Genomic DNA, 26,936 nt, shown 5'->3' with positions numbered 1-26,936 from the left:
GATATTAGACGGAACTCGCGCCAATCTGGTTCCTGTGATCTGAATCACATTGAGCCGCCTACTCGACGTGACACGCCCTTCACTGCCGCCTCGCCGCATTCCCCACATACCCAGCGAAAACGTGGTCTATCGATCACTTTCCGCGAAGATCTCTGACTGGTAACAAGACGGTAACGGCGGTAAGGCGGGCTTCCGGATGCCCCAGAACGGCTTTTACCTGCGGAGATCACCACGCTATGTTCCTTGCTATCCCTTTACTGACGCATGGGACACCTGTTGCGTCCCACGACAGAGCAAGGAGCAGTTCCCTTGAAGCGCATCCTCATCCCCGCCGGTGGCGCCATCCTGGCTACCGGCCTTCTGGCTGCCGGCCTCGCCGGTACCGCCACGGCCGCCAGCGACGTAGCCTCCGACCCGATGGCGAAGAGCGCCGCTGACGCCAAGGCCATCGCGGAATTCTGGGCGGGCACCAACAACGCCGCCCTCAAGGCCGCGAAGGAGTCCAACGTCTGGGACTCCGGCGACGTCGCCAAGCTGCAGAGCAAGGGCGGCTACAGCGCCGACAGCAAGCCTGGCTCGTCCGTCCCGATCGGCCAGGAGAAGAAGACCTCCACCAAGGTCCAGAACGTGAACATGCCGAAGACCATCGGCAAGGTGTTCTTCGTCAACAGCAAGGGCGAGAAGAAGTGGTGCTCGGCCACTTCGGTCCAGTCGAAGTACCGCAACCTGGTCGCCACGGCCGGCCACTGCGTCTACGACACCGCCACCAACTCGGACGTCATGTCCAAGTGGGTCTTCGTGCCCGGCTACTACCAGGGCAAGACGCCGTTCGGGATCTACGTGGGTAAGCAGGCCTTCACCCACTACGACTTCGACGTGTACGAGGACTACGACCGCGACTACGCGTTCGTGACCGTGTACAACGGCATCCAGCTCGGTGGCGGAACCGCGAAGCAGGTCTCCAAGGCCGACTTCGACAAGTTCCAGGGCATCAAGGACGCCAAGGACGTGGCGATCACTGAGGCCGAGTACCAGAAGTGCAAGGACCTCAACGGCGGCGAGACCCCGGACTGCTGGGCCAAGACGGACAGCAAGATCGAGGTCGTGGGCCCGGACTACCCCGGTGCCATCAAGGCCCTCACCGAGGTCGCCAAGGAGCAGTACGACGCCGCTCCGACGGGCAAGGCCAACGGCACCAAGGCGCCCGCCGCCACCAAGACGGAGAACGTCACCAAGAGCGAGTACGACGCCTACAAGGGCCCGGGCTACCGGAAGATCGACTCCAAGGGCAACTTCACGATCACCCACTACTTCGTCAAGAACTGGGTGAAGAAGACAGACATCAAGGGTTACTACAAGACTGTCTTCTACATCGTCGAGGGCTTCGCCAAGGACGCCGGTCGTCTCGGTGACGTCGTCGGTGGCCAGGGCGTGTCCTGGAACCAGCCCACGGGCAAGTACGTCCGCGTGTTCGGCTACCCGGCCGCGGCGCACCCCGACGGCCACAAGAACTACACGGGCATCACGCCCAAGTGGTGCTACGGCAAGACCAGCAAGAAGGTCGTCGGCTCGGCCGCCAAGAAGATCGAAGAGCACGTCGCGCTCAAGTGCGCGATGACCGAGGGCGCCGACGGTGGCCCCTGGCTGCTCAACTACAGCAACACCAAGCGTCTCGGCTACGTGAACGGTGTCACCAGCACCTTCAACGACCAGGACGGCAACAAGCGAGTCGACTACATCTCCTCGCCGTACTTCGACGGTGAGACCGCTGCGGTCTACAAGTCCGCGGCGAACGTGTGGTCCGGCAAGATCCTCTAAGTAACGCACCGCGACCGTTCCAGGACGGTGCGCACAGCGGTAACTCGCGAAGGGCCCGGCATCGCCGGGCCCTTCGGCGTTCCCGGACAAATCTGAAGGGCGTTTTGACGCATGGGACGCCCGGACGGTGCCATCAAGTCGATGTGATCTGTGTCACATCAGCTGACGGGCCGCCGAGAGGGCGGCACTCGAGCCACCGCAGTCACACTGACAACTTCCTTATGTTGATCTGCGGAAACGGTGTCATCCGACACTTCCGGCAAGTCATCCTCTATCGCGACTTAAACATCACAGAACGATCACGCCCGCCTTAGCGCCGTTTTTCCTGCCAAAGCAGCTACCGCACTTCAAGATCCACACTGTAAGTTCTGGCTATCCCTTTACTGACGCATGGGGCGCAAGAAGCGCTCCACGACAGACCAAGGAGTTACCTTGAAGCGCATCCTCCTCCCCGCCGGTGGTGCCATTCTGGCCACCGGTCTTCTGGCTGCCGGCCTCGCCGGTACCGCTGCTGCCAACGCGAGCGGCGACGTCGCGTCCGACGCCCTGGCGAAGACTCAGGCTCAGGCTGAAGAGACCCTGAACTTCTGGACCAAGTCGAACAACGCGGCCCTCTCGCAGGCAGTGGCCTTCAACCCCGACTCCCTCGAGGTTGAGAAGATCTCCCGTGGTGGCGGTTATAGCGCCGACACCAAGCCGGGCGGCTCCAAGCCGATTGGCGAGGAGACCAAGGTCACCGTCAAGTCCCAGAACGTCAACATGCCGAAGACCATCGGCAAGGTGTTCTTCGAGGGCCGCGACGGCAAGCTGTACTGGTGCTCGGGCACCTCGATCCAGTCGCAGTACCGCAACCTGGTCGCCACGGCCGGTCACTGCGTCTACGACATCGCCGGCAACGACGAGGTCGTTTCGCGCTGGGTCTTCGTCCCGGGCTACTACCAGGGCAAGACGCCTTACGGTGTGTACGTGGGCAAGCAGGCCTTCACGCACTACGACTTCGACGTGTACGAGGACTTCGACCGCGACTACGCGTTCGTGACCGTGTACAACGGCATCGGCGGCGTGCAGAGCAACGGTGCCCCGACCAAGGTCTCCAAGTCTGAGTACGACGCCTACCAGGGCGAGAAGTTCGCTAAGGACATCTCGATCACCGAGGCCGAGTACACGAAGATCAAGGACCTCAATGGTGGCGAGACCCCGGACGCCTGGGCCAAGCCTTCCACGATCGAGGACCTTGTCGGCCCGGACTACCCCGGCGCCATCATGACCCTCAAGGAAGTCAGCGTCGAGCAGTACAACGCTGCCCCCTCGGGCAAGGTGAACGGCGGCAAGTCGCCTTTCGTCTGGACTCAGAACGTCACGGAGTCGCAGTACAAGGCCTACACCGGCCCGGGCTACCGGAAGATCGACCCCAAGGGCAACTTCACCATCACCCACAACTACCTCCGGTACTGGGTGAAGAAGACCGCCAAGGTCGAGTACTTCCGTACCGAGTTCTACACCGTCGCTTCTCCGCTCAAGGACGTCGGTCGCCTCGGTGACGTCGTCGGCGGCCAGGGCGTGTCCTGGAACCAGGCTCCCGGCAAGGTCGTTCGTACCTTCGGTTACCCGTACGGCCAGAACCCTGATGGCAGCAAGCCCTACACCGGTGTTGCGCCGAAGTGGTGCTACGGCAAGACTGCCAAGAACGTCATCAAGGTCCCGGCCCGTAAGGTCGAGGAGCACCAGTCGCTGAAGTGCGCCGTCACCGCCGGTTACGACGGTGGCCCGTGGCTGGCGAACTACAGCAACTCGAAGCGTCTCGGCTACGTCAACGGCGTCACCAGCCTCATCGTGGACGTCGATGGCAACAAGCGCTACGACACCATCACCTCGGCTTACTTCGACGGTGAGACCGCCGCGATCTACAAGGCCGCTGCGGCCTCGTGGTCCGGCAAGCTCGTCAAGTAGTTAGCTGAACCGAACGAGGATCTAGGTCATCGTTCACCTGCTTCACTGAAGGGCCCGGCATCCTGCCGGGCCCTTCAGCCTTTCCGCACAAACCAGGCCCCACAAACCAGGCCATGACCTGGTACTCCACCATTTCTGTAACACTCCCGCACGATCTGTTACCAGAGTGACCAGTGGGTCGATAGGGTCTCCACATCTGCTTGTTAACTTTGTGGAGATCCTCAGTGAAGCGCCTGCTCGTCCCCCTGACCGCCGCCAGCCTGAGCGCCGCCGCCCTCGCCCTCCCCGCCAACGCCGCCCCCGACTGGGTCCAGGACCCGCTCGCCCCCAAGGCCGCCGAGGCCTACAGCAACGCCTACTTCTGGCTCGACGCCAACGGTGCCGCCCTCAAGAAGGCCACGCAGTACAACGTCGACGCCAAGGACGTTCAGAAGCTGGTCTCCACGCAGGCGAAGGCGCCCGACGGCAAGCCCGGCTCGGCCTCCCCCACCGGCACCACGCCCGCCGCCACCAAGACCAAGGCCGTCAACCTGCCCAAGACCATCGGCAAGGTCTTCTTCCTCGACAGCGGCGGCAACTACCGCTGGTGCTCGGCCACGTCCGTCCAGGCCAGGAACCGCAACCTGGTCGCCACCGCGGGCCACTGTGTCTACGAGCGCGGCAAGGACGTCTTCCGCAAGTGGGTGTTCGTCCCCGGCTACTACCAGGGCAAGGCGCCGTTCGGCGTGTACGCGGGCGCCTACGCCTTCACCAGCTACGACCTGGACACCTATGACGACTACGACGGTGACTTCGCGTTCGTGGCCGTGCACAACGGCTTCGCGCTCCCGAACGACAAGAAGGTGTCGTTCAAGGAGTTCCAGGAGTGGCGGGGTGACAAGTGGGTCAAGCCGGTTGAGATCAGCCCCGCCGAGTACGCCAAGTGCGTCCTGACCCTCGGCCACTGCTGGTCCGAGGGCGCCGACACTCCGGCTGACAAGGTGGGCCCCGACTTCCCCGCCGCGGTCCTGGAGAAGGTCGAGGTGGGCGACAAGGAGTACGAGGCCGCCAAGACCGGCAAGGGCAACGGCTTCAAGTTGGGCGAGCCCGAGACCGTGCCCGTCACCCTGCCGGAGTACGAGGCGTACAAGGGCCCGGGCAAGAAGACCATCGACAAGTCCGGCAACTACCTCATCACCCACTACTACACACAAAAGTGGGTCAAGCCCGGCACCTCGCGCAAGTACTACATGGCCGAGTACGTCATCGGCATCGCCAAGGACCAAGGCCGCCTCGGTGACATCGTCGGCGGCCAGGGCGTCGCCTGGAACCAGCCCATGGGCCAGACCGTCACCGCCTTCGGCTACCCCAGCGCCCCCCACCCCGACGGCGACAAGGCCTTCACCGGTGTGACGCCCAAGTGGTGCGCCGGCAAGACCGGTACGAAGACCTACCAGGTCAACACGTTCAAGGTCGAGACGCACCAGGTGCTGAAGTGCTCCATGACCCCAGGCGCCGACGGTGGCCCCTGGCTGATGAAGTACGACAACAACAAGCGCACCGGCTACGTCAACGGCGTGACGAGCATGTTCCACGACCAGGACGGCAACGGCCGGATCGACTTCATCAGCTCCGCCTACTTCGACGGCGAGACCGCTGACGTCTACAACAAGGCCCAGTACGCCGCGACCAAGTCGATCGTCGGCCCCAACGGCGAGATGATGCAGTAATACCTAGAAACAAACGAGCCCGTCGCCGGATCTCCGGCGGCGGGCTCATCTCATAGAAGAGGACTCACACGGCCGACAGCTCGCGCAGCGCCCGCACCACGGGTTCGCTCTTGTACGGCTCCAGCCGCCGACGCAGATCGGCCGCGTAGGACCGAGACCGCACCGACTGCAGCTCACCGGCCAGCTTGAACGCCGTCTCCGCCACCTTGCACGCCTCCTCCAGCTCCCCGCACTGCAGCAACCCGGCCGCCAGGAGCGACAGGTTGAACATCCGCCCGCGCACGTAACGGCCGTCCATGTCGAGCGAGCGGTGCGCCTGCCGGACGACCCGCTCCCCCTCCCCCAGGTCGCGGAAGCAGTGGGCGAACTTGGCCGACAGGTACGCCTCGTCGAAGTAGCTCAGCCAGGCCGGCTCGTCGGCGGGAGCCCGCGAGTCGAAGGCCACCTCGGCCGCGTGCAGCGCGCTGCCGCAGGCGCGCGCGTCGCCGAGGCCCGCCTGAGCGTGCGCCTCCAGCACCAGGCCGGAGCACAGCAGGGTGTGGACGCCCGCGCGGCGGGCCGAGAGCTGGGCGGCCCTGGCCAGGTCGAGCGCGTGGGCGTGCTGGCCCATGTAGATGGCCTGGTGCGCCATGCCGGCCAGGATCTCGCCGCCCAGCGCGTGGTCGCCGGCGCCCTGGGCCAGGCGCAGCGCCTGGATCAGGTAGCGCTGGGCCAGACCGTGCTGCTCCAGGTCGTAGGCCATCCAACCGGCCAGCCGGGTCAGCTCCGCGGCGGCCCCGGCCAGTTGCCTGCCCGTCGCCTCGCCATAGGCGCCCTCTTTGAGCAGCGGCGAGACCGCGGTGTCGAGGTATTTGATGACCGACGCGCGGACCCGTCCGCTGCCGAACCGGTTGTCGAGCTCACCGAACGAACGGGTGACCTCGTGGATCGCGGTGATGTCGGTCCTGCCGACGCGGCGTGCGCCGGAGCCACCCGGGCGTTCCTCCGGCGGGGCCGTCAGCCAGCGGACGGCCCCTACCGAGCCCGCACCAATCGCGAAAGTCGAATCGATCAGGAAGCGCCGCCTCTCCATATCGGCCCGCCACAGCGCCGTCACGGTCGCGACCCCCTCCTTCCACGTGTGCGTGAACTCCTGTCCGAGATCCAGGGGTGTAACGATGGCCGGCATGCCCACCTCCACGGGGGAGAAGGGCCGGCCGAGCCGGAGTGCGAAAATCTCGGTAAGAAGGCACGGCACAGGGTCCCGAGGCCGCTGACCACCGATCCAGCGCAGCACGGAGCTGTGGTCGTACTTCAGGCCAGGGGTGCCACGCGCGGCTCCCAGGTCGTTGAGGCGCCTGGCCAACCCCTTGTGGGAGAAGCCGGCCTCCGCGATCAGCTGCTGTAGCAGTCGATTGGGCTCGCGTTCCATCGCTCTCCTCGCGGCAACAGGAGTCGGCGCCCGCATCCTTACAGAGAGCCCTCTTTATAGCACGGAGAGTAAAGGAAATTTGGCGGTTCCCTGAGGAAGTGCAGGTTCCTGCGGAAGTGCAGGTTCCTGCACAAGCGCAGGTCGCCGCGGGAGTGGCGGGTTCCCGGGGAACTACAGGCGGGCGACCCCGTCGGCGCGGGCCTGGGCGGCCACGGCGGCGGTCACCGCGGGCGCCACGCGGGCGTCGAACGGGCTGGGGATGACGTAGTCGGCCCTGACGTCCGCACCCACCACGTCGGCGAGCGCGACGGCGGCCGCGACCTTCATGTTCTCGGTGATCGTGGTGGCCCGGACGTCGAGCGCGCCGCGGAAGACGCCGGGGAAGGCCAGCACGTTGTTGATCTGGTTGGGGAAGTCGGAGCGGCCGGTCGCGACCACCTTGGCGTACTTCGCGGCCACCTCGGGATGCACCTCGGGGGTGGGGTTTGACAGGGCGAACACGATCGAGTCCGCGGCCATCGAAGCGATGGCCGCCTCCGACACCGTCGAGCCGGACAGGCCGAGGAAGACGTCGGCGCCCGCCAGGGCCTCCTCGGTCGAGCCCTTGTGACCCGCCTTGTTGGTGTCGCGGGCCAGGGCCTCCTTGACCGGGTTGAGCCCTTCCCTGCCGTCATAGATCATGCCCTTGGAGTCGGCGACCGCGATGTCGCCGATGCCGGCCTCCAGGAGGATCCGGGTGACCGCGACCCCGGACGCGCCGGCCCCGGCCACCACGGCGCGCAGGTCGCCCAGAGAGCGGCCGGTCAGCCGGGCCGCGTTGGTCAGTGCGGCGAGGGCGACGATGGCGGTGCCGTGCTGGTCGTCGTGGAAGACCGGGATGTCGAGCAGGTCCCGCAGCCGGTCTTCGACCTCGAAGCAGCGGGGCGCGCTGATGTCCTCCAGGTTGATGCCGCCGAACGAGGGCGCCAGTCGTACGACGGTCTCGACCAGGGCGTCGACGTCGGTGCAGTCGAGGCAGATCGGGACCGCGTCGACGCCCCCGAACTCCTTGAACAGCAGCGCCTTGCCCTCCATCACGGGCATGGCGGCCGCCGGGCCGATGTCGCCGAGGCCGAGCACGGCCGTGCCGTCGGAGACGACGGCGACCACGTTGGAGACCCAGGTGTAGTCGTTGACGAGTGACGGCGTGTCGGCGATCGCGGTGCAGACGCGGGCGACCCCGGGGGTGTAGGCAAGGGAAAGGTCGTCGGCGTTGCGGACGGGGATGGTGGATCGGACCTCGAGCTTGCCGCCGCGATGCAACGCGAAGGCGGGATCGAGATCGAGGGATTCGACGGAAGTGGGTGTGGTAGTCACAGCGACCCCAGTAGTCATCGGACGGATGAGACCTTCGGCAGACGGCGCGAGAGGCCTGGCTTCGGTAGCCGCCAGGTGCCCCTCCTCGATCGTCTCGTAAGAGGGGTTACGGGGGTCACCCGTCGCTCCATAGTGCCACATGCTGAGATGGGGTCTGTCTCAGGACCGACTCCGTTCTGTTGACGCATTGTTAATTCTCAGATGACGGTCCGCAGCAAAAGCCCATTTAAACTTCACAAAAACCAACTTTCCTTACATATCACTCGAGGAGGCCCGCAATGGCCCTCTGGCCCAGGACGCGCCGTGGCTACACCACCGGTGCGCTCGCCCTGACCGCCGCCCTGGCGCTGTCCGCCTGCGGCAGCACCTCGCAGACGGGCACCAGCGCCTCGTCCTCCGCACCCGCCACGGCGGCGGGCGGAGTACAGCTGGTCGCCCCCGGAAAGCTGACCACCTGCACCAACCTGCCGTACCCGCCGTTCCAGTCCAAGGACGCCAGCGGCAAGGTCGTCGGGTTCGACGTGGACATGATCGACCTGGTCGCCAAGAAGCTGGGTGTGACGCAGGACATCGTGGACATCGACTTCGACTCGATCAAGGGCGGTGCCGCGCTCAGCGCCGCCAAGTGCGACGTCGCCGCCGCCGGTATGACGATCACCCCGGACCGCAAGCAGCACCTCGACTTCTCCAACCCCTACTTCGACGAAGTGCTCGGCCTGGTGACCAAGAAGGGCGCCGGTGTGCCCGACCTCGAGACCGCCAAGACCAAGGGTCTGAGCGTCGGCGTGCAGGCCGGCACGACCAGCCTCACGCTCGCCAAGAGCAAGGGCATCGAGGCCAAGGAGTTCAAGGACTCCGGCAAGTTGCTGCTCGCGCTGCAGTCCGGCCAGGTCGACATGGTGATCCAGGACCTGCCGGTGGTCGTCGACTGGATGAAGAAGCCGAACGTCTCCTCCGCCTATGAGCTGTCCGGCCAGGTGCCGACCCACGCCCAGTACGGCTTCGCCGTCAAGAAGGGCAACGCCGCGCTGCTCAAGGTCATCAACGAGTCCCTGGCCGAGGCCATCAAGGACGGCACCTGGACCAAGGAGTACCAGGAGTGGATGGGCGCCGCGCCCGTCACGACCCCGTCGCCCGCCTCCTGATCATGACGACCACGCCGACCACCGCTGAGCCCGCGAAAAGCGGGCTCAGCCCCCGCCAGCGCCGCCGCGTCAGCCTCGCCATCCAGTACGCCGTCTTCGTCCTCGTCCTCGTCGCGGTGATCCTGATCGCGGACTGGCCGAAGATCTTCGAGAACTTCCTCAACGGCAAGGTCGCCGCGGGGATGTTCCCCACGCTGTTCACGGTCGCGTTGAAGAACACGCTGATCTTCACCGTCGCCGGTTATGTGATCGGCTTCGCGCTCGGTCTCGTGCTGGCGCTGATGCGGTTGTCCTCGGTGGTCCCCTACCGGGTGGTCGCCCTCGTCTACATCGAGATCTTCCGCGGCCTGCCGGCACTGATCATCTTCCTGCTGCTCGGGTTCGGCCTGCCGATCGCGTTCCCGGGGTTCAAGCTCCCCGGCGACGTCTACGGCACGGTGGCGCTCGCGCTGGGCCTGGTGGCCGCCGCCTACATGGCCGAGTCGTTCCGCGCGGGCATCCAGGCGGTGCCCAAGGGGCAGATGGAGGCGGCCAGGTCGCTCGGCATGAAGCCGGGCCGGGCGATGCTCTCCATCATCCTGCCGCAGGCCATCAGGATCGTGATCCCGCCGCTGACCAACGAGCTGATCCTGCTGTTCAAGGACTCCTCGCTGGTCTTCACGCTGGGCGTGACGGCGGCGACCACCGAGCTGACCAAGTTCGGCTCCGACACCACGATCGACCAGGCCAACAGCACACCGCTGATCGTGGCCGGCGCCACGTACCTGCTGATCACGATTCCGCTCGGGTTCGTGGTACGCCGCCTCGAAGCGCGCCAGGGGAGGAAACGGTGACGCACGCCGTAGAGATCAGGGAACTCCACAAGTACTTCGGCGACAACGAGGTGCTCAAGGGCATCGACTTCACCGTCGAACCCGGTCAGGTGGTCTGCGTCATCGGCCCCTCGGGCTCGGGCAAGTCGACGCTGCTGCGCTGCGTGAACGTGCTGGAGACGCCGACCAAGGGCCGGGTGTTCGTCAACGGCTTGGAGCTGACCCATCCCGACGCCGACATCGACGCGGCCCGGCGGCACGTCGGCATGGTGTTCCAGCAGTTCAACCTGTTCCCGCACCTGACCGCGCTGCAGAACGTGATGATCGCCCAGCAGCGGGTGCTGAACCGGAGCAAGAAGGAGGCCGAGATCGTCGCCAGGGAGAACCTGGCCAAGGTCGGCGTCGGCGACAAGTGCGACGAATATCCCGGCAAGCTCTCCGGCGGACAGCAGCAGCGGGTGGCCATCGCCAGGGCGCTGGCCATGAACCCGGACCTGATGCTCTTCGACGAGCCCACCTCGGCGCTGGACCCCGAGCTGGTCGGCGACGTGCTCGCCGTCATGCGCAAGCTGGCGGAGGAGGGCATGACCATGCTGGTGGTCACCCACGAGATGGGGTTCGCCCGCGAGGTGGCCGACCGCGTGGTGTTCATGGACGGCGGGGTGATCGTCGAGGAGGGGACGCCCACCGAGGTGATCGGCGACCCGAAGCAGGAGCGGACCCGCTCCTTCCTCAGGCGCGTCCTGCACCCGGAAGGTTGACCTTCGAAGCGGGGCGCCCGAGGCTGGGGCGCCCCGCAGGTCGTGTAATACTCCGGCATGGACCTCACCTCTTACGCCGAGTGGGCGGTCCGGCTGGTGAACGATCCGCACCCGCCGCCGGAGCTCATAGAGCTGCGTGACGAACTGGCGGCCCTGTTCGACGGGACCGGTGGCGAGCAGGCCGTCGTGGCGCGGCTGAACGCGCTGCTCGTGCGCCATCCGGTGCGCCCCCAACTGTCGGACCACGACGGGCAGCGCTGGCACCTCCACCTCGCTGTGGACGCGCACGGCACAGCCGCCGCCGGGGCCGTGATGGGCCTGGCCGCACTCGTCGCCGAGCTGGGCGCCGACCGGCTCGGCCGCTGCCAGGAGCCGCGGTGCATGCGGGCCTTCCTCGACACCTCGTCCAACCGCTCGCGCCGCTACTGCTCCGCCCGGTGCGCCAGCAGGGCCAACGTCGCCGCCTACCGTGCCCGCCGCAGGAGCGGCCAGTAGCGCAGCACCACCCGGCCCACGATGTCGTTCACCGGGCCGAAGTCCCAGCTGTCGCGGCGCCCGCCCGCCCGCTGGTTGTCGCTCTCCAGCCACCAGCCGTCATCGCCGCGCCAATGGGCCCGCTTGACGATGAGCCGATCGGGCTCGCCCGGGAGCCGCGCCACGACCAGATCTCCGGGACGCACCGCGGCGCCACGCCGTACGAGAAGCCAGTCGCCGGGCATCAGCGCGGGCCGCATCGAATCCCCCTCGACACGCACTCTCATGGGCTGTGACCCCCTCCGCCGCAGGCGTTTGGACCCGAGTAAGGTCGGTAGTTGGACCAAGCTGATTCAGCATCAAGGAAGGATTTTCTGATGCTCGCACGACTGCTACGACCCAAGCATGTCGCTTCCGCCCACTGCGACCTGCCCTGTGGGGTATACGACCCCGCGCAGGCCCGGATCGAGGCGGAGTCGGTCAAGGCGATCATGGAGAAGTACGCGGCCAACGAGGACCCGATCTTCCGCGCCCGGGCGCTCTCCATCAAGGAGGAGCGGGCCGAGCTCGTCAAGCACCACCTGTGGGTGCTCTGGACCGACTACTTCAAGCCCCCGCACCTCGAGCAGTACCCTCAGCTTCACCAGCTCTTCTGGGAGGCCACGAAGCTCGCCGGCGCGGCAGGCGGCAAGGGCACCGTCGAGGTCACCAAGGCTGAGGACCTTCTCGGCAAGATTGACGAAATCTCCAAGATCTTCTGGGAGACGAAGGCCGCCTAAACCGGCACAAAGGCTCTGTGCGGCGACCTTCCGCGCAGAGCCTTTTCGGTCGATGGCGAGTCTGAATCCGCCAACCACCTCCCGGGGGCGGTAAGTTGCAGTCAGCGCCGTATACGCGAGGAGGAACGTGACCGAGGAAACCGAGACGCGGGCTGAGGGCGTGGCCGGCATCCGCGACGTGGTGAGCATCAGGCTCCCGGCCGCGAGTGCCTACCTGTCCGTACTGCGTACGGCCACCGCCGGGCTGGCTGCACGGCTCGACTTCACGCTGGACGAGATCGAGGATCTGCGGATCGCGGTCGACGAGGCGTGCGCGATGCTGCTGAGCGAAGCCGTGCCCGGGACCGACCTGACCGCCGAGTTCGAGCTGACCGGGCAGGAAATGCAGGTCAGGGTGGAGGTCGCGACGGTCGGCAGCTCCGCGCCGAAGCGGGACGACTTCGCCTGGATGGTATTGACCGCCCTGGCAGACGATGTGGAAGCGGTGATCGACTCTCCCGATCGCATGGCGATCGTCCTGCGTAAGCGCCGAGGCACGGCGAGGCCGGCGTGACGGAAAGGACTGGAGCCATGGCCACCAGCGACCACGCCGTGCCCGACAGGGTGCGGGCCCGCATCCTCTTCGCCGAGCTGGCCGAGCTGGGGCCTGACGAGCCGCGTCGGCAGCGCATCAGGGACGAGCTGGTCGAGCTTCACCTTCCTCTGGTCGAATATCTGGCCCGCCGCTTCCGCAACCGGGGCGAGTGGCTCGACGACCTCACCCAGGTCGCCACCATCGGGCTGATCAAGTCCATCGACCGCTTCGACCTCAACCGCGGCGTGGAGTTCTCCACCTACGCCACGCCCACGATCGTCGGCGAGATCAAGCGCCACTTCCGTGACAAGGGCTGGGCGGTGCGCGTGCCGCGCCGCCTGCAGGAGCTCAAGCTGTCGCTGACCAAGGCGATCAGCGAGCTGTCGCAGCGCGAGGGCCGGGCGCCGACCGTCGCGGAGCTGGCCGCCTACCTCAAGATGACCGAGGAGGAGGTGCTCGAGGGCCTGGAGTCGGCCAACGCCTACTCGACCGTGTCCCTCGACGCGCCCGACTCCGGTGACGACGACGCGCCCGCCGTGTCCGACTCGCTGGGCATCGTGGACGAGTCGCTCGAAGGCGTCGAATATCGCGAGTCGCTCAAGCCGCTGCTCGAACGGCTGCCGCCCCGCGAGAAGCGCATCCTGCTGCTGCGGTTCTTCGGCAACATGACGCAGTCGCAGATCGCCACCGAGCTGGGCATCTCGCAGATGCACGTTTCACGGCTGCTGGCCCGCACGCTGGCCCAGCTGCGCGAGGGCCTGACCGCAGACGACTAACTCTGGACGACTGACGCTGGACGACGACTAACCCTTCTGCGAGTCCTCGCCATATAGGGCGTGGGTGGTGGGGGGCGCGAGCAACGTGCCGAGGCCGGCGACGGCCACCACGATCAGCGGGATCCCATAGAGCGGCTTGTCCGACTGGATGAGCGTGATCGCGACGGGGAGCACGAAGATCTGGGCCAGCACGCTGGGCGATCTCCCCCATCGCTCCATCTTGTACAGGCCACCCCAGGCCACCCAGAGCAGTCCCGCGCCGATCAGCACCCCGAACACCGACTCGGCCAGCGCGCTGGTGATGTCCTCCGCCGCGCCGGCCAGCGTCTCCACCGCGACGTACAGACCGAGACCGAGCGCCACGAGGCCTTCCAGGGCGACGATGAGCGCGGCGGCGAGAAGTGTCCAAGGTCGGTTCACGCCCCAAACCCTATCGGTGCCCCTTGCCGCCTCTAGATTCCGACTAATGGCCGATAAGCCAGATATCGGACACCGGCTACGCTGAACGACATGCGAGCGATGCTCCTGGTCAACCCCAAGGCCACGACCACGAATGCCCGTCGGCGTGACGTACTGATCCGCGCGCTCGGCGCCGCCGTCGAGCTGACCGTGGAACAGACCCGGTACCGGGGCCACGCGGCCGCGCTGGCCACCACCGCGCACGCCAAGGGCTACGACGTGGTGGCCGTGCTGGGCGGCGACGGGACGATCAACGAGGCCGTGAACGGCCTGCTCAACGCCGTCAACGGCGACGACCCCGCGTACCACGACGATCCCAGTGCCGGGCGGCCCGCGCTGCTCGTCATCCCGGGGGGCAGCGCGAACGTGTTCGCCCGCGCCCTGGGCCTGCCGAACGACCCCGTGGAGGCCACGGGCGCCGTGCTGGAGGCGCTGCGCGACGACCGCCGCAGGACTGTAGGACTGGGCCAGGCGCTTTGGGAGGGCGAGAGCAGATATTTCACCTTCTGCTCGGGAATGGGGTACGACGCCGAGGTCATCCGGGCCGTCGAGGCGCTCCGCGGCTCGGGCAGGAAGGCGACGCCGACGCGCTACGTCAACACCGCGCTGCACCACTACCTCGCCACCGACAAGCGCCACCCGGCGATGACGCTGACGGGCCCCGGCCTCCCCGCCGCCAGGGGCGTCTACATGGCGATCATCTCCAACACCTCGCCCTGGACCTACATCCGCACCCGGCCGGTCTCCCCCACACCCTGGGCCGGCTTCGAAACCGGCCTCGACCTGCTGGGGCTCCAGCGGATGGGTCCGCTCTCGATCCTGCCGGTCATCCGGCAGATTCTCACGGAGCGTGACAGCCTTCCATCGGGCCGGCACCTCGTTCAGCTGCACGACGAGGCCGAGTTCACCTTGACGGCGAACCGCCCAGTGGCCTTCCAGCTGGACGGCGACTACCTGGGAGAACGGGAATCAGTGACATTCCGCTCTATCCCGAACGCATTACAAGTTCTGGTCTAGCTGGTTACATTCGGTCATTGTGTGACGCATCCGACATCCATCCACACCAAAACTTCCTACCAACCCTCTTGCGTGCACTCTGTGTGGCTGACAGGCTCAACTTTGACGTCGGAACGTAGGACCTTTAACAAGCCTTACCGGGTCCGCTCCGACGCTCAGCGGGCAACCCCGGTCCAGCACAGGATCCGGGTCGCTGCTCGCGCGAGTTAGTGAAACTCTTCACAAAGTAGTAGTAGCCGCACGGAGCCAACCAGAGGTTCCATCTACTAAGGAGTGAACGCATGGACTGGCGCCACCGAGCTGCCTGCCGTGACGTCGACCCCGAGCTGTTCTTCCCGATCGGCAACACCGGCCCGGCACTCATGCAGATCGAAGAGGCCAAGCAGGTGTGCCGCTCGTGTTCGGCGGTCGACCTGTGCTTGAAGTGGGCCCTTGAGTCCGGCCAGGACGCCGGCGTCTGGGGCGGCCTGAGCGAGGACGAGCGCCGGGCGTTGAAGCGCCGCAGCGCCCGTGCCCGCGCTCGCGCCTCCGCCTAGCCCAACCGCCCGACCTCCAGCTCGTACGGCAGGCATGGGCCGGCCCCACCCGCCATACGTGGCGGCGGGCCTCCAGGGAGACGCCCGCTGAACCCGCACGTGGCGGGCCGCCGAAACGCGCGCCCGTGACAAGGGCACGCCGTCAGGCGGCCGGCAGTGGGATGGAGAGCGTCACCTCTGTGCCGCCCTCCAGGCGAGGGGCGATCGAGAGCTTGCCCGAGAGTTCGCCGACCACGAGCGTGCGGACGATCTGCAGGCCCAGGCTCGTGGAATTGTCCAGCTCGAAGTCGTCGGGCAGACCCTGACCGTCGTCCCAGACGGTCACGTGCAGCCTGTCGGGAGTCGGTTCCACGACCACTTGCAGGTGTTTGGGGCGGCCGTGTTGCAAGGCGTTCTGGAGAAGTTCGGTGAGAGCCATCGCCAGAGGTGTGGCGATGAGCGACGGAAGGGTGCCGAAGCTGCCGATCCGTCGCGGGGTGACCGCCGCCTCCGCCGCCGACACCTCGCCCGCCATCGCGATCACGCGGTCGGCGATGTCGTCGAAGTCGACGAACTCCTCCGGCGCGTGAGAGAGCGTCTCGTGCACGATCGCGATCGAGCCGACCCGCCGCACCGCCTCCTCCAGCGCCTCGCGCCCTTCGGGCACGCGCAGCCGCCGCGCCTGGAGCCGGAGCAGGGCCGCCACCGTCTGCAGGTTGTTCTTGACCCGGTGGTGGATCTCGCGGATGGTCGCGTCCTTGGTCATCAGCTCGCGTTCGCGGCGGCGCAGCTCCGTCACGTCACGGATGAGCACCAGCGCGCCGATGCGACCCCCGCCGACGATCAGCGGGATCGCCCGAAGCTGCACGATCGTCCCGCCGGACTCGACCTCCGTCTCCTTGGCCGCGCGCCCGCTGGCCACGATCATCAGGTCCTCGTTGATGGGCTCGTCGGAGTAGCAGAGCGTGGCGGTCACCCGGCCCAGCTCGGCCCCGACCAGATCCGCGTGCAGACCGAGCCGCCGGTAGGCCGACAGCGCGTTCGGCGACGCGTACGTCACGCGGCCCGCCCGGTCCAGCCGCAGCAGGCCGTCGCCGACGCGCGGGGAGCGGACCAGGATCGGCTCCTCGCCGGAGAACGGGAAGCGTCCCTCGGCCACCATCTGCGCCAGGTCGGAGGCGCTCTGCAGGTAGGTGAGCTCCAGGCGCGACGGGGTGCGCGCCGAGGACAGGTTCGTGGAGCGCTGGATCACCGCGAGGAAGCGGGCCTCGCCGACCGGGACCGCTCGGCGTACGGGGATGGTCTCCTCGCGGACGGGCACGCCCGTCGACCAGTCGGGGTCGCCTTCGCGGCAGATGCGCCGCTCGTTCCACGCCGTGTCGATCAGATAGCGCTCACCCTTGGCGGCGACGGTGCCGACGATGTCGTCGTGGTAGACGGTGGGCCCGGTGGTCGGGCGCATCTGCGCGATCGCGATCCAGCCGCCGCCCTCGCCCTGGAGCGGTGCCCACAGGATGAGGTCGGCGAACGACAGGTCGGCCAGCAACTGCCAGTCGGAGACCAGCGAGTGCAGCCAGTCGAGGTCCGCCGCGTCGAGAGCGGTGTGGCGGACGACGAGGTCGCTGAGAGTCGGCACGAGTGCATCATGCGTGCATTCCGCCGGAACAACCAAACCGGCGACCCGGTCCGGCCCTCCCGCCGGCGGGCTCGCCGGCTCGCGAACACCGGTGAACACGGGCGTGTCGCCGTGCGGTCAACCGCCGATTTTCGGGAATCTCACACTGTGAAAACCGTCACACCGTTCCGTTCGGTCAGCCCTCAGAGCGGGACCGTGCGGAGCGCAACGGAGGTGATCGACACGTTGATCGTCTCTGGCCCGACGTCGGTCACGGCCTCGGTTGCGGCCACGCCTGCCACTGTGTATATCCTTCACAATCAACCTGAGCTGCCCGAACCGGCATGTATCACGGCGGGCGAGCCCGGTCTGGCGACGAGCGCGCCCCTGCCCGTGTCGTGCCGGTGGTTGACCGCTCGGGCCAATCTGAGTTCCGATGATCTCGCGGTGATCAGACACGCCCTCACCGCCGTGGCAGAAGTGAAGGTGAGAGCGTGACGGACGACGGCCCTCGCGTACCGAAGTACTACGACGTGAAACGGAGCCTGCTCGAGCTCACCAAGAGCCTGTCTCCCGGCACCGCGCTGCCTCCCGAGCGGGCGCTGGCCGTACGCTTCGAGACCTCGCGCACCACCGTCCGTCAGGCGCTGACCGAGCTGGTCGTCGAGGGGCGGCTGCTGCGCATCCAGGGCAAGGGCACGTTCGTGGCCCAGCCGAAGGTGGCGCAGGTGCTGCAGCTGACGTCGTACATCGGTGACCTGCGCACGGCCGGCCTGGAGCCCGACACCAAGATCCTGGAGATCGGCTACATCACCGCCGACGAGCCGCTCGCGCGGCGGCTGGCCATCAACCCGGGCGGACGCGTCCTGCGCATCCACCGCCTGCGCCTGGCCAACGGGGAGCCGGTCTCGATAGACACCACCCACCTTTCGGCCCGCCGCTTCCCCAGGCTGCGGCGGGAGCTGGAGGTGCACGCGTCCCTGTACGAGACGCTGCACAACGCCTACAACGTCCGGCTCACCGACGCCGAGGAGATCATCGAGACCGTGCTCGCCACGCCCTATGACGCGAAGGCGCTCGGCGTGGACGTCGGGCTGCCGATGCTGCTCCTGACCCGGCACGCCTTCGACGCCGACGGCAACCCGGTCGAGTGGGCGCAGTCGCTCTATCGCGGCGACCGGTACAAGTTCGTCACGCGTCTGCGCCGCCCCTGAGGCAGCCGCGTCAGCAGGCGGCCACCGGCAGGTCGCAGACCTTCGCCGTCATCCGCTCCGCCTGGGAGACGAGGCCCTTGAAGCGCTTGAGCGGCAGGCTCTTCGTCGCCCAGGCCGATCCGCCCACGACGTAGACGGTCGCGCCGTTCCGTACGACGACCGTCAGCTCACCGCTCTCGAAGAAGCTGCTGCCGGCCCGCAGAGCGTCGTCGCCCACCTTGAGGGGCTTGGTGTAGTAGTGGTGGCGGTCGGGACCCTTGCCGAAGTTCTTGCACCGGGACAGGTCCGCGCGCAGCCCCCGCATCGCCTTACGGGCGGCGGACACGCTCTTGTAGACGATCAGCTGCTCGTACTTGAACGTGTCTTCCGAGCGGTAGTGGACAGACCTGGTCGCTAAGCGGTCGGTGGTCGAGGCCGTACGACGCTCGCACGGGTTCAGCCGGAGCGGGAGGCTCTTCGACTCCGTGGTCTTGTAGGACTCCCACTTCTTGGCCGCCGGGTGGGTCTCCAGGAAGAGCATCCCGTCCGGGAGGGGGCCCGCCCCCAACGACATCGCCGCGGCGGCTGCCACGGCTACCCCGATCTGTAACATCTGGACCTCCAGCTCATTCGTCACCAGGTGAGACGGCCAGCAATGCCGATTCGTTCAACTATTTCGGGACTTGCAGCCATTACCGGGTGATGATGCAGGCATGGCAAAGGCGATCGAACAACCCGTTCCCGGCGTCACGGTCGGACACGCTCTCCTCGGCCGCTCCAAAGGCGCGGCCCAGCCGGTGGACAAGATCGTGCACGACGGCGACACGATCAACATCGCGGCCGACGGCAACTTCGGCGTGCGCCTGCTCGGCGTCGACGCCCCCGAGGTCAGCTTCGAGTTACCCCGCAACCCGAACTTCCCCGACTTCCCCAAGGGCTTCGTCTCCATCGACAAGCCCGCCTGGACGACCTTCCTCACCGACCCGTTCGAGAAGGGCTACCAGGAGCTCACGCTCCGCACTGCCCTGCACAACAACCTGCTGGGCAGGCTGGGCCCGGCGGCCGCGCCCAACCACGCCGCCCACGCCGCCCCGGCCACCCAGGCGCTCAAGACCATGATGCAACTCGACATCACCGAGCAGGGCCTCACCGACGAGACGTTCAAGATCAGGCTGGCCTTCGCGTACGAGATCCTCGACCGCTACGGCAGGCTCCTCTGCTACGTCAACCGCGACCAGCGCGACAAGCCACGCCCCGATCCGTACAACGAGCGGCTGCTCGCGGCCGGGCACGTGATCCCCTACTTCATCTGGCCCAACGTCGACCCCTTCGTCCGCCAGGAGGGCCGGTTGGCCGACGCGGTGCCGGCGCCGGGCAGCGCCAGGACGGTCGCCGAAGCAGGGGCCCTGGGCAGGGCCAGGCAGGCCGTACGGCGGGCCCGTGAGGCGGGGCTGGGCCTCTGGGACCACGCGAACCCGCTCGCCCTGCTGCCGTTCGAGCTGCGCTTCCTGGCCCAGCGCCGGGCGCCCGACCGCTATGTGCTCGATCTATCGGACAACGCCAGGGAGTTGCTGCACCCGCAAAGCTACTTCCGCATCCCCAACCCCGAGGACCGGCTGTTCGTCAACGCCGAGCACGCCCCGCTGTTCGGGGAGAAGGGCTGGTCGGTTCCACCACTGTGAGTGGGGTGGGGCTAGCCCCACCCCGCAGGCACACACCAAGCCCATGTCGCGCAGGCCCCGGAGGTCAATACCGTTGGTGCCATGAAAGTCCCCCGCCCGTGGTCGGCACGCGCCTGGCTCGACACGGCGCATGTCGTGATCGGGCTGCCGGTCGGCGTGATCCTCGCCGGGCTGACCCTCGCGTGCGCCGTGGTGCCGCCCCTGATGCGCCGCGGCCTGCCGCTCTTCACCCGGGTGCAGCGCTCCCGGTTCGAGGCTTTTCTCGGGGTGCGCATCCCGCCGGTGCGCTCGCCGATCTCCTGGCGCAGCCGCATCACCTGGCGGCAGATCGGCTACCACCTGCTCTCGCCGCTGGTGGGGCTGGCCGGGACCGTCCTGGTGGCGGCCGCGTGGGGGGCGGCCGTGGTGGGGCTGACGGCGTTCCTGCAGCCGATGCTGCAGGAGCCTCCGTTGGTGTTCGAGTTCAACCTGAGGGACCCTGTCGTGCTTTCCGCGTACACGGGGGTCGGGTTCGTCCTGCTGGTGGTGGCTCCCACCCTGGCGCGAGGAATGGCGCACCTCGACCTGTCGGTGGCGCGTACGCTGCTCGGCCCCAGCCGCCACGAGCTGGGGCAGCGGATCGAGACGCTTACCGAGAGCCGCGCCGGGGTGATCGACGCGGCCGACGCCGAGCGGCGGCGCATCGAGCGAGATCTGCACGACGGCGCCCAGCAGCGGCTGGTCTCGCTGGCCATGAACCTCGGGCTGGCCCGCGCCACGCTGACCGACCTGCCCGAGCCCGCCCGCGAGGCGATCGCGCAGGCGCACGAGGAGTCCAAGCAGGCGCTCAAAGAGCTGCGTGACTTCGTCCGCGGCCTGCACCCCGCCGTGCTCAACGACCAGGGCCTCGACGCGGCGCTCTCCGGCATCGCCGCGCGCGCCCCCATCCCGGTGCGGCTGCGCGTCGACATCGACCTGCGCGCCTCTCCCACCATCGAGGCGGTGGCGTTCTTCATCGTGTCCGAGGCGCTCACCAACATCGCCAAGCACGCGGCGGCCACCAAGGCCCAAGTGAGCGTGGTCCGCGAACGCGACCGGCTGTGCCTGCGCGTCTTCGACGACGGCTGCGGTGGCGCCCGGCTCGACGGCGGCACCGGGCTGCGCGGCCTCCTCCAGCGGATCGACTCGGTCGACGGGACGCTCCGCCTGTCCAGCCCGCTCGGCGGGCCGACCACAATCGAGGTGGACCTGCCGTGCGAGTAGTACAAGCGGAAGACTCCGTTGAGGTGGACCTGTCGTGCGAGTAGTGCTGGCGGAAGACTCCGTACTTCTGCGCGAGGGGCTCGTCCGGCTGCTCGACGCGGCCGGCATGCGGGTGGTGGCGGCCGTGGACGAGGCGGAGGGGCTGCTGCGCGCCGCTGAGGAGCACCTGCCCGATCTGGTGGTCACGGACGTACGGATGCCTCCCACACACACCGACGAGGGCCTGCGCGCGGCCCTCGTGCTGCGCCGCGAGCATCCCGACATGCCGGTGCTGGTCCTGTCGCAGTACGTGGAGGAACGCTACGCGGCCCGGCTGCTCGCCTCGGCCGCGGGGGGCGTCGGCTACCTGCTCAAGGACAGGGTGGCCGACGTGACCGACTTCATCGACGCGCTGCGCCGGGTGGCGGCGGGCGGCACCGCGCTGGACCCCGAGGTCGTCGCCCAGCTGCTGCTGCGCGGGCACAGCGACCCGCTCGACCGGCTGACGCCCAGGGAGGGCGAGGTGCTCAAGCTGATGGCCGAAGGCCGTTCCAACGCGGGCATCGGCCAGGAGCTGGTGCTCAGCGAGGGAGCCGTCGGCAAGCACATCGGCAACATCTTCACCAAGCTCGACCTGTCCCCGGCCGAGGGCGACCACCGGCGGGTCCTCGCCGTCCTGCAGTTCCTCAAGATCAGGAGTCTGCCATGAGGGCCTTGTGGCTGAGCGCCGGCGCCGTGGCGACCGTGTGCGCGTTGCTGTTCAGCAGTCTCACGTTCTGGGATGGGTTCGCCCACGCCAGTCCACCGACGGAGAACACCAGCAGGAGCATCGCGTTCAAGCTGTCGCAGCTGAAGGTGATCGCGGGGCGCGGAAGCGTGAATCTCAGCATCCATCCCGGCGAGGCGGGCGAGCTGTTCCTCGAACGGTCACTGCGCTGGTCGAAGACGAAACCGACCGTCAAGGAGGACTGGGACGGCCGGACACTGCGGCTCGACGCCTCCTGCCCGGGCACGGACGAGCGGCACGCGCCGATCTGCGAGGCCGACTACACGCTGTTCGTGCCGGTGGAGACCGATGTCGAGGCGGAGTCGGCCAACGGCGGCCTGGAGGTCAACCGTATCTACGGCAATGTCCGGATGACCTCCGAGTCGGGTCTGCTGCGGGTGAACGAGACATCGGGCACCGTCTGGGCCAGGAGCGGTTCCGGCAACATAGGGGGCAGGGCGCTCATCGGCGGCGAGGCCGACGTGGAGACCGGCTCGGGCCGGGTCGACCTGGCCTTCGACACCGCTCCGACGAGGGTCCGCGCGGTCGTCAGGACCAGGGGGAGCGTCGCTGTGCTGGTCCCCGGCCTGGCCTACGACGTGGACGCGCGTGCCAAGAACCTCAACCTCGACATCAGGAAGGACTCCGCCTCGCCAAGGAAGATCACCGTGCAGGTGCCGGACGGCGTGGCGAGTGTCTGCTGCAGGTGAGGGCCGGGAACCGGCCGCCCCTGGCTCGGTGAGGACCCAACCGTTGACATCTGTTTACTCTGTTGGCTCGTTGGTAGGTTCCCGGCATGGAGTCTGCGAAGCACGCCGGTGACGCCGCCGTCGCCGTGTCCAAGGCCTATGGTGTCGAGACCATGTTCACTCTGTCGGGAGGGCACGTCTTCCCGCTCTACGACGGCGCCGTGCACGAGGGCGTGCGGATCCTCGACGTACGCCACGAGCAGAGCGCCGTGTTCGCCGCTGAGGCCACGGCCCGGCTGACCAGGAAACCCGGGCTGGCCGTCCTCACGGCCGGGCCCGGCATCACCAACGGGATCAGCGGCGTCGCGACCGCGCACTTCAACGGCTCCCCCGTGGTCGTCATGGGCGGGCGGGCCCCGCGCTCACGCTGGGGCAGCGGGGCCCTGCAGGAGATGGATCACCCGCCGCTGCTCGGGCCGATCACCAAGCTGTCGTTCACCGCGACCGGAGCCGACTCCATCGGCCAGGACGTCGAGGCGGCCTTCCGCACGGCCGTCGCGCCGCACCGCGGGCCGGTCTTCCTCGACTTCTACATGGACGACCTGTTCGCGCCGTCGCCGACGCACCTGGTCGAGACGCAGAGCCCGTCGCCCCTCGAACCCGACCCCGAGTCCCTGGCCACCATCGCCAGGCTGCTCACCGAGGCCGAGCGCCCGGTGCTGGTCTACGGGTCCGACGTGTGGATGGACCGCGCCGAGGAGGCCGCGCGCGACTTCGCCGAGAACTGGCGGCTGCCGGTCATCCCCAACGGCCAGGGCCGCGGCATCCTGCCCGCCGGCCATGAGCTGCTCGTCACCCGGGCCCGCGGCCTCGCCTTCGCCAAGGCCGACCTGGTCATCGTGGTCGGCACCCCGCTCGACTTCCGCCTCGGCTACGGCTGGTTCGGCGGCAAGCAGGGCGCGCCGCCGGCCAAGGTCGTGCACATCGTCGACACGCCGTCGCAGTTGGCCACGCACACCCAACCGGCCGCGTCCGCCGCCGGCGACCTGTCCGTGGTGCTCTGGAGCCTCGGTACGGCCTGCGGCGACGCCGGCCTGAAGCCCACGGCCTACTCCGGCTGGGTGTCGCAGCTGTCGGAGGCCGCCGCCGCGGCGATCGCCGACGACGCCGCCCTGCTCACGGCCGACTCCGACCCGATCCATCCCATGCGCATCTACGGCGAGCTGGGCAAGGTGCTCGACGACGACGCCGTGGTGATCGGCGACGGCGGCGACTTCGTCTCCTACGCGGGCAAGTACGTCGAGCCCAAGCAGCCCGGCAACTGGCTCGACCCGGGCCCCTACGGCTGCCTCGGCACCGGCCTCGGCTACTCCATCGCGGCCCGCTTGGCCCGTCCGTCCTCGCAGGTGGTGCTGCTGCTGGGCGACGGCGCGGCCGGGTTCTCACTCATGGACGTCGACTCGCTCGTACGGCACAACCTGCCGGTGGTCATGATCTGCGGCAACAACGGCATCTGGGGTCTGGAGAAGCATCCGATGCAGATGCTCTACGGCTACGACGTGGCCGCCGAGCTGCAGCCGCAGTGCCGTTACGACCAGGTGGTGACGGCGCTGGGCGGTGGCGGCGAGCTGGTCACCCGGCCGTCGGAGATCGGTCCCGCGCTGCGTCGCGCGTTCGACTCCGGCGTGCCGTACATGGTGAACATCGCCACCGACCCCCAGATCGCCTACCCCCGCACCACGACCGGGATCTGACCCGGCCGACCCCTAGATCGTCCACCCCCGCACGCACCACGGCGGGGATCTGACCTGACCGCCTTCCCCGCACCACGGCGGGGATCTGAGCTACCTGGCCCCGAGCGTCGGCGTCGGGGTCGGGGTGGGTGACGGGCAGGGGCCGCCGTCGATGACGACGATCTTGACCGGTTTGGTCACCTCTAGCCACGTGCCGCCGTTGGGGAAGGTCTCGCCGATCCGGCCGCAGGTGATGCCCTGTTCGGTGGTGGTCTGGTCGTCGATGCGGATGTTCTGGAAGCCCGCGGCCCGGATCCGCTGGGTGGCCTGCGCGTACGGCAGCTCGACCACGCCGGGGACCTGCTTCTTCGTCACCGTCGTGCTCGGCTTCGGCGAGCTGCTGGGGGTCTTGGTCGGCGTCTTCTTGTCCGTCGGCTCCGGAGTCGGCGACTCCTTCTCCGTCGGCTCGGCGGCCGTCCTGGTGGGCAACGGCTCCTGCGTGGACGGCTTGGGCTTGGACGTGCGCTTGGTGGGCTTCAGCGTTGGAGTGGTCGGGTGGGGGGTGGGATCGGTGTTCGCCACGTCCGACGTAGTGGCGGTCGGCTGGGGTTCGGGCTGGGCCGACATGTTCGTCAGCGCGACGGCACCGGCGCCCGCCCCGAGGACGACCGCGGCCGCGATCCCGGCGACGAGGGCACCCCTGCGGGGCGCTTTGGCCCCGGCGCGGCGGCCGCCCTGCCGCGGCCCGGCCAACGTCTGCGCCTCAGACGGCCCAGCGTGATGGGACCCGGTCTGGTGCGGCCCAGCCTGGTAGGACCCCGTCTGGGGCGGCCCACCGGCCTGGTAGGAGCCCGTCTGATGGGGAGCTCCCTGATAGGACCCCGTCTGGTAAGAGCCCGCCTGGTGGGATCCGGTCGGGTGGGGACCCGACTGGCGGGACCCGGTCTGGTACGCCTCCATCGGCGCGGCCATGGTGGCACCCGTCACCGGCTGCGCCGGCTCGGGAGGGGGCGTCTCGCCGGCCGCGATCTTGCGGGCCGTCTCGCTCATCGCCCTGGCCGTCGGGTAACGGGCGAGCGGGTCTTTGGACAGGGCGCGCTCCACGAGCGCGCGCGCGGGCGGGGGGATCTCGGCGGGCAGCGGCGGCGGCGCCTCGCGGATGTGCTTGAGAGCGATCGTGACCGCGCTCTCGCCGTCGAACGGCCGCTGCCCCACCAGGCATTCGTAGGCCACCACGCCCAGCGCGTAGATGTCCACCGCGGGCGTCACCGGCGCGCCCTCGGCCTGCTCGGGCGCGCAGTAGGCGGCGGTGCCCAGCACCATGCCCGCGTCCGTGAGCCGGTTGGCCATGTCGGAGCGGGCGATGCCGAAGTCGGTCAGCACGAGCGTGCCGTCGCGCTGGACCAGCAGGTTGCCCGGCTTCACATCACGGTGCACGATCCCCTGTTGGTGCACCGCCTGCAGCGCCGAGGCCGCCTGAGCGATCAGCTCCATCGCCGGTTGGGGCGGGATCCGGCCCAGCCGCATCAGCAACCTGTCGAGCGGCTCCCCGTCGACGAACTTCATCACCAGATAGACGGTGTCCCCGCTCACACCGTAGTCGTAGACGTCGACGACACCCGGATGGTTGATCGTCGCCATCGCCCTGGCCTCGGCCTGGAAACGCGCGACGAACCCGGGATCGTCCATGCGGCCGGGCAGCAGCACCTTGACCGCGACGGTGCGCGCCAGCACGATGTCCTCGCCCCGCCACACCTCGCCCATGCCACCGGCGCCGATGCGGGTGTCCAGGCGATAGCGCCCCGCCAGCGTCGTTCCTTGGGCTACCATGACTCCCCCGTTACCCCTTTACCTCTATAACCTCTCCCACCCCAAGGATCTCCAACAAAGCGAAGTTGTGTCGCGGTGAGGTAACACAGAGGTCACGGAACTTCGAGAGTGTACGACTCACGAGTCCCACATGCCACTTAAATGCCGTAAGCCCTACAAACCCTATCCTGCGGCCTTCTAACCGCACTTGTCCGCGTTTCCGGGAGATCAGGGCCCTTGACAGCGAGCCGCGGTGATGATCGCAGTACGCTGGCGCTATGACGCTCGCTCCGGGTCTCCGCGCCCAGCTGCTCATCATGGTCGAGAGGTCCGACACCGCTGAGAAGATCGGCAGCGGCGACGTCCCGGTGCTCGCCACTCCGCGGCTGCTCGCGCTGGCCGAGAGGGCGACGGTCAACGCGGTGCACGCGCATCTCGCTCCCGGTGAGACGACCGTCGGCACCCGCGTCGAGCTGGAGCACCTGGCCCCGAGCCCGCTGGGCACGCACGTACAGATCACCACCGAGCTCACCGAGGTCGACGGCAGGCGGCTGGTCTTCGGCTTCGAGGCCCGCGACAAGCAGAGCGTCGTCGGCCGGGGCACGATCGAGCGAGTGGTGGTCGATCGCGCGAAGTTCCTCGACCGCGCCACCCACTGAGATCTTCGCACCG

The 26,936-nt window shown here is 68.1% G+C and carries 26 protein-coding genes; 19 read left to right on the top strand and 7 right to left on the bottom strand.

Features of this window, described 5'->3' with window-relative positions; translation table 11 throughout:
- Nucleotides 1–309: 309 nt before the first annotated feature.
- The 3 genes from LDL49_RS49180 to LDL49_RS49170 all read left to right on the top strand — a co-directional run bounded on the left by LDL49_RS49180 (nt 310) and on the right by LDL49_RS49170 (nt 5,477).
- Nucleotides 310–1,818, top strand: a complete 1,509-nt coding sequence (locus LDL49_RS49180) for a trypsin-like serine peptidase (RefSeq protein ID WP_225301862.1) — start codon at nt 310–312, stop codon at nt 1,816–1,818.
- A 432-nt stretch (nt 1,819–2,250) separates the two neighbouring features.
- On the top strand, nt 2,251–3,768 hold the full coding sequence (locus LDL49_RS49175) for a trypsin-like serine peptidase (RefSeq protein WP_225301861.1): 1,518 nt from the start codon (nt 2,251–2,253) through the stop codon (nt 3,766–3,768).
- Between the two features lie 224 nt (nt 3,769–3,992).
- Nucleotides 3,993–5,477 (top strand): trypsin-like serine peptidase, encoded by a 1,485-nt coding sequence (locus LDL49_RS49170; protein ID WP_225301860.1) that lies wholly within the window; start codon nt 3,993–3,995, stop codon nt 5,475–5,477.
- A 64-nt stretch (nt 5,478–5,541) separates the two neighbouring features.
- On the opposite strand, the gene LDL49_RS49165 is transcribed toward LDL49_RS49170, so the two are convergent.
- On the bottom strand, nt 5,542–6,888 hold the full coding sequence (locus LDL49_RS49165; protein WP_225301859.1) for an NsdA family TPR-like regulatory protein: 1,347 nt from the start codon (nt 6,886–6,888) through the stop codon (nt 5,542–5,544).
- 171 nt (nt 6,889–7,059) lie between these two features.
- Complete coding sequence (locus LDL49_RS49160; RefSeq protein WP_225301858.1) at nt 7,060–8,262, bottom strand: NAD(P)-dependent malic enzyme; 1,203 nt, start codon at nt 8,260–8,262, stop codon at nt 7,060–7,062.
- 260 nt (nt 8,263–8,522) lie between these two features.
- On the opposite strand from LDL49_RS49160, the gene LDL49_RS49155 reads away from it, so the two are divergent.
- Genes LDL49_RS49155 through LDL49_RS49140 form a run of 4 tightly spaced genes read left to right on the top strand, consistent with a single transcriptional unit; the run spans nt 8,523 to nt 11,457 of the window.
- Entirely contained in the window at nt 8,523–9,389 is an 867-nt protein-coding gene (locus tag LDL49_RS49155) for an ABC transporter substrate-binding protein (RefSeq protein WP_225301857.1), read from the top strand.
- On the top strand, nt 9,344–10,222 hold the full coding sequence (locus LDL49_RS49150; protein WP_225301856.1) for an amino acid ABC transporter permease: 879 nt from the start codon (nt 9,344–9,346) through the stop codon (nt 10,220–10,222). The genes LDL49_RS49155 and LDL49_RS49150 overlap by 46 nt, the downstream gene beginning before the upstream one ends.
- Nucleotides 10,219–10,962, top strand: coding sequence for an amino acid ABC transporter ATP-binding protein (locus tag LDL49_RS49145; RefSeq protein ID WP_225301855.1), 744 nt, complete (start codon nt 10,219–10,221; stop codon nt 10,960–10,962). Before LDL49_RS49150 ends, LDL49_RS49145 begins: the two co-directional genes overlap by 4 nt.
- Before the next feature lie 57 nt (nt 10,963–11,019).
- Entirely contained in the window at nt 11,020–11,457 is a 438-nt protein-coding gene (locus LDL49_RS49140; RefSeq protein WP_225301854.1) for a CGNR zinc finger domain-containing protein, read from the top strand.
- Here the strand turns inward: LDL49_RS49140 and LDL49_RS49135 are convergent.
- Entirely contained in the window at nt 11,427–11,783 is a 357-nt protein-coding gene (locus LDL49_RS49135; protein ID WP_225301853.1) for a S24 family peptidase, read from the bottom strand. The genes LDL49_RS49140 and LDL49_RS49135 overlap by 31 nt on opposite strands.
- 30 nt (nt 11,784–11,813) lie before the next feature.
- On the opposite strand from LDL49_RS49135, the gene sodN reads away from it, so the two are divergent.
- The 3 genes from sodN to LDL49_RS49120 all read left to right on the top strand — a co-directional run bounded on the left by sodN (nt 11,814) and on the right by LDL49_RS49120 (nt 13,565).
- Nucleotides 11,814–12,215 carry a superoxide dismutase, Ni gene (gene sodN, locus LDL49_RS49130; RefSeq protein WP_214640147.1) on the top strand — a complete coding sequence of 134 codons (402 nt, stop codon included), beginning with the start codon at nt 11,814–11,816 and terminating at the stop codon, nt 12,213–12,215.
- Nucleotides 12,216–12,342: 127 nt separating this feature from the next.
- A complete protein-coding gene (locus tag LDL49_RS49125; RefSeq protein WP_214640148.1) occupies nt 12,343–12,768 on the top strand; it encodes an ATP-binding protein in 426 nt (141 codons plus the stop codon).
- 17 nt (nt 12,769–12,785) lie between these two features.
- The gene (locus LDL49_RS49120) at nt 12,786–13,565 is read left to right on the top strand and encodes an RNA polymerase sigma factor SigF (protein ID WP_214640149.1); all 780 of its coding nucleotides are present in this window, start codon (nt 12,786–12,788) and stop codon (nt 13,563–13,565) included.
- A gap of 27 nt (nt 13,566–13,592) precedes the next feature.
- Here the strand turns inward: LDL49_RS49120 and LDL49_RS49115 are convergent, their stop codons facing one another.
- Nucleotides 13,593–13,985 carry a hypothetical protein gene (locus LDL49_RS49115; protein ID WP_225301852.1) on the bottom strand — a complete coding sequence of 131 codons (393 nt, stop codon included), beginning with the start codon at nt 13,983–13,985 and terminating at the stop codon, nt 13,593–13,595.
- A 90-nt stretch (nt 13,986–14,075) separates the two neighbouring features.
- Between LDL49_RS49115 and LDL49_RS49110 the strand changes: the two genes are divergently transcribed.
- Nucleotides 14,076–15,041, top strand: a complete 966-nt coding sequence (locus LDL49_RS49110; protein ID WP_225301851.1) for a diacylglycerol/lipid kinase family protein — start codon at nt 14,076–14,078, stop codon at nt 15,039–15,041.
- A gap of 281 nt (nt 15,042–15,322) precedes the next feature.
- Nucleotides 15,323–15,577, top strand: coding sequence for a WhiB family transcriptional regulator (locus LDL49_RS49105; protein ID WP_225301850.1), 255 nt, complete (start codon nt 15,323–15,325; stop codon nt 15,575–15,577).
- Nucleotides 15,578–15,719: 142 nt separating this feature from the next.
- On the opposite strand, the gene LDL49_RS49100 is transcribed toward LDL49_RS49105, so the two are convergent.
- Nucleotides 15,720–17,192, bottom strand: a complete 1,473-nt coding sequence (locus LDL49_RS49100) for a PAS domain-containing sensor histidine kinase (protein ID WP_225301849.1) — start codon at nt 17,190–17,192, stop codon at nt 15,720–15,722.
- A 473-nt stretch (nt 17,193–17,665) separates the two neighbouring features.
- On the opposite strand from LDL49_RS49100, the gene LDL49_RS49095 reads away from it, so the two are divergent.
- Complete coding sequence (locus LDL49_RS49095) at nt 17,666–18,385, top strand: GntR family transcriptional regulator (RefSeq protein ID WP_225301848.1); 720 nt, start codon at nt 17,666–17,668, stop codon at nt 18,383–18,385.
- Nucleotides 18,386–18,395: 10 nt separating this feature from the next.
- Here the strand turns inward: LDL49_RS49095 and LDL49_RS49090 are convergent, their stop codons facing one another.
- A complete protein-coding gene (locus tag LDL49_RS49090) occupies nt 18,396–18,977 on the bottom strand; it encodes a hypothetical protein (RefSeq protein ID WP_225301847.1) in 582 nt (193 codons plus the stop codon).
- Between the two features lie 100 nt (nt 18,978–19,077).
- Between LDL49_RS49090 and LDL49_RS49085 the strand changes: the two genes are divergently transcribed.
- The 5 genes from LDL49_RS49085 (at nt 19,078) to LDL49_RS49065 (ending at nt 24,476) form a co-directional block, all read left to right on the top strand.
- Nucleotides 19,078–20,046: a thermonuclease family protein gene (locus tag LDL49_RS49085; protein ID WP_225301846.1), complete on the top strand. Its 969-nt coding sequence runs from the start codon at nt 19,078–19,080 to the stop codon at nt 20,044–20,046.
- 81 nt (nt 20,047–20,127) lie between these two features.
- Nucleotides 20,128–21,288 carry a sensor histidine kinase gene (locus LDL49_RS49080; RefSeq protein ID WP_225301845.1) on the top strand — a complete coding sequence of 387 codons (1,161 nt, stop codon included), beginning with the start codon at nt 20,128–20,130 and terminating at the stop codon, nt 21,286–21,288.
- 34 nt (nt 21,289–21,322) lie between these two features.
- Nucleotides 21,323–21,976 carry a response regulator transcription factor gene (locus tag LDL49_RS49075; RefSeq protein WP_225301844.1) on the top strand — a complete coding sequence of 218 codons (654 nt, stop codon included), beginning with the start codon at nt 21,323–21,325 and terminating at the stop codon, nt 21,974–21,976.
- Nucleotides 21,973–22,743 (top strand): DUF4097 family beta strand repeat-containing protein, encoded by a 771-nt coding sequence (locus LDL49_RS49070; protein ID WP_225301843.1) that lies wholly within the window; start codon nt 21,973–21,975, stop codon nt 22,741–22,743. The genes LDL49_RS49075 and LDL49_RS49070 overlap by 4 nt, the downstream gene beginning before the upstream one ends.
- 86 nt (nt 22,744–22,829) lie before the next feature.
- On the top strand, nt 22,830–24,476 hold the full coding sequence (locus LDL49_RS49065; RefSeq protein ID WP_225301842.1) for an acetolactate synthase: 1,647 nt from the start codon (nt 22,830–22,832) through the stop codon (nt 24,474–24,476).
- A gap of 90 nt (nt 24,477–24,566) precedes the next feature.
- Here LDL49_RS49065 and LDL49_RS49060 read toward each other — a convergent pair whose 3' ends face one another.
- Nucleotides 24,567–26,285 carry a serine/threonine-protein kinase gene (locus tag LDL49_RS49060; protein ID WP_225301841.1) on the bottom strand — a complete coding sequence of 573 codons (1,719 nt, stop codon included), beginning with the start codon at nt 26,283–26,285 and terminating at the stop codon, nt 24,567–24,569.
- Nucleotides 26,286–26,542: 257 nt separating this feature from the next.
- Between LDL49_RS49060 and LDL49_RS49055 the strand changes: the two genes are divergently transcribed.
- Nucleotides 26,543–26,923 carry a thioesterase family protein gene (locus LDL49_RS49055; RefSeq protein WP_225301840.1) on the top strand — a complete coding sequence of 127 codons (381 nt, stop codon included), beginning with the start codon at nt 26,543–26,545 and terminating at the stop codon, nt 26,921–26,923.
- Nucleotides 26,924–26,936 lie beyond the last annotated feature (13 nt).

Source organism: Nonomuraea aurantiaca (assembly GCF_020215705.1).
In the GTDB taxonomy this organism is placed as follows: Bacteria; Actinomycetota; Actinomycetes; order Streptosporangiales; family Streptosporangiaceae; genus Nonomuraea; species Nonomuraea aurantiaca.
Note: the sequence above shows the minus strand (reverse complement) of the source record. Positions and strands in the feature narration are given on the sequence as shown.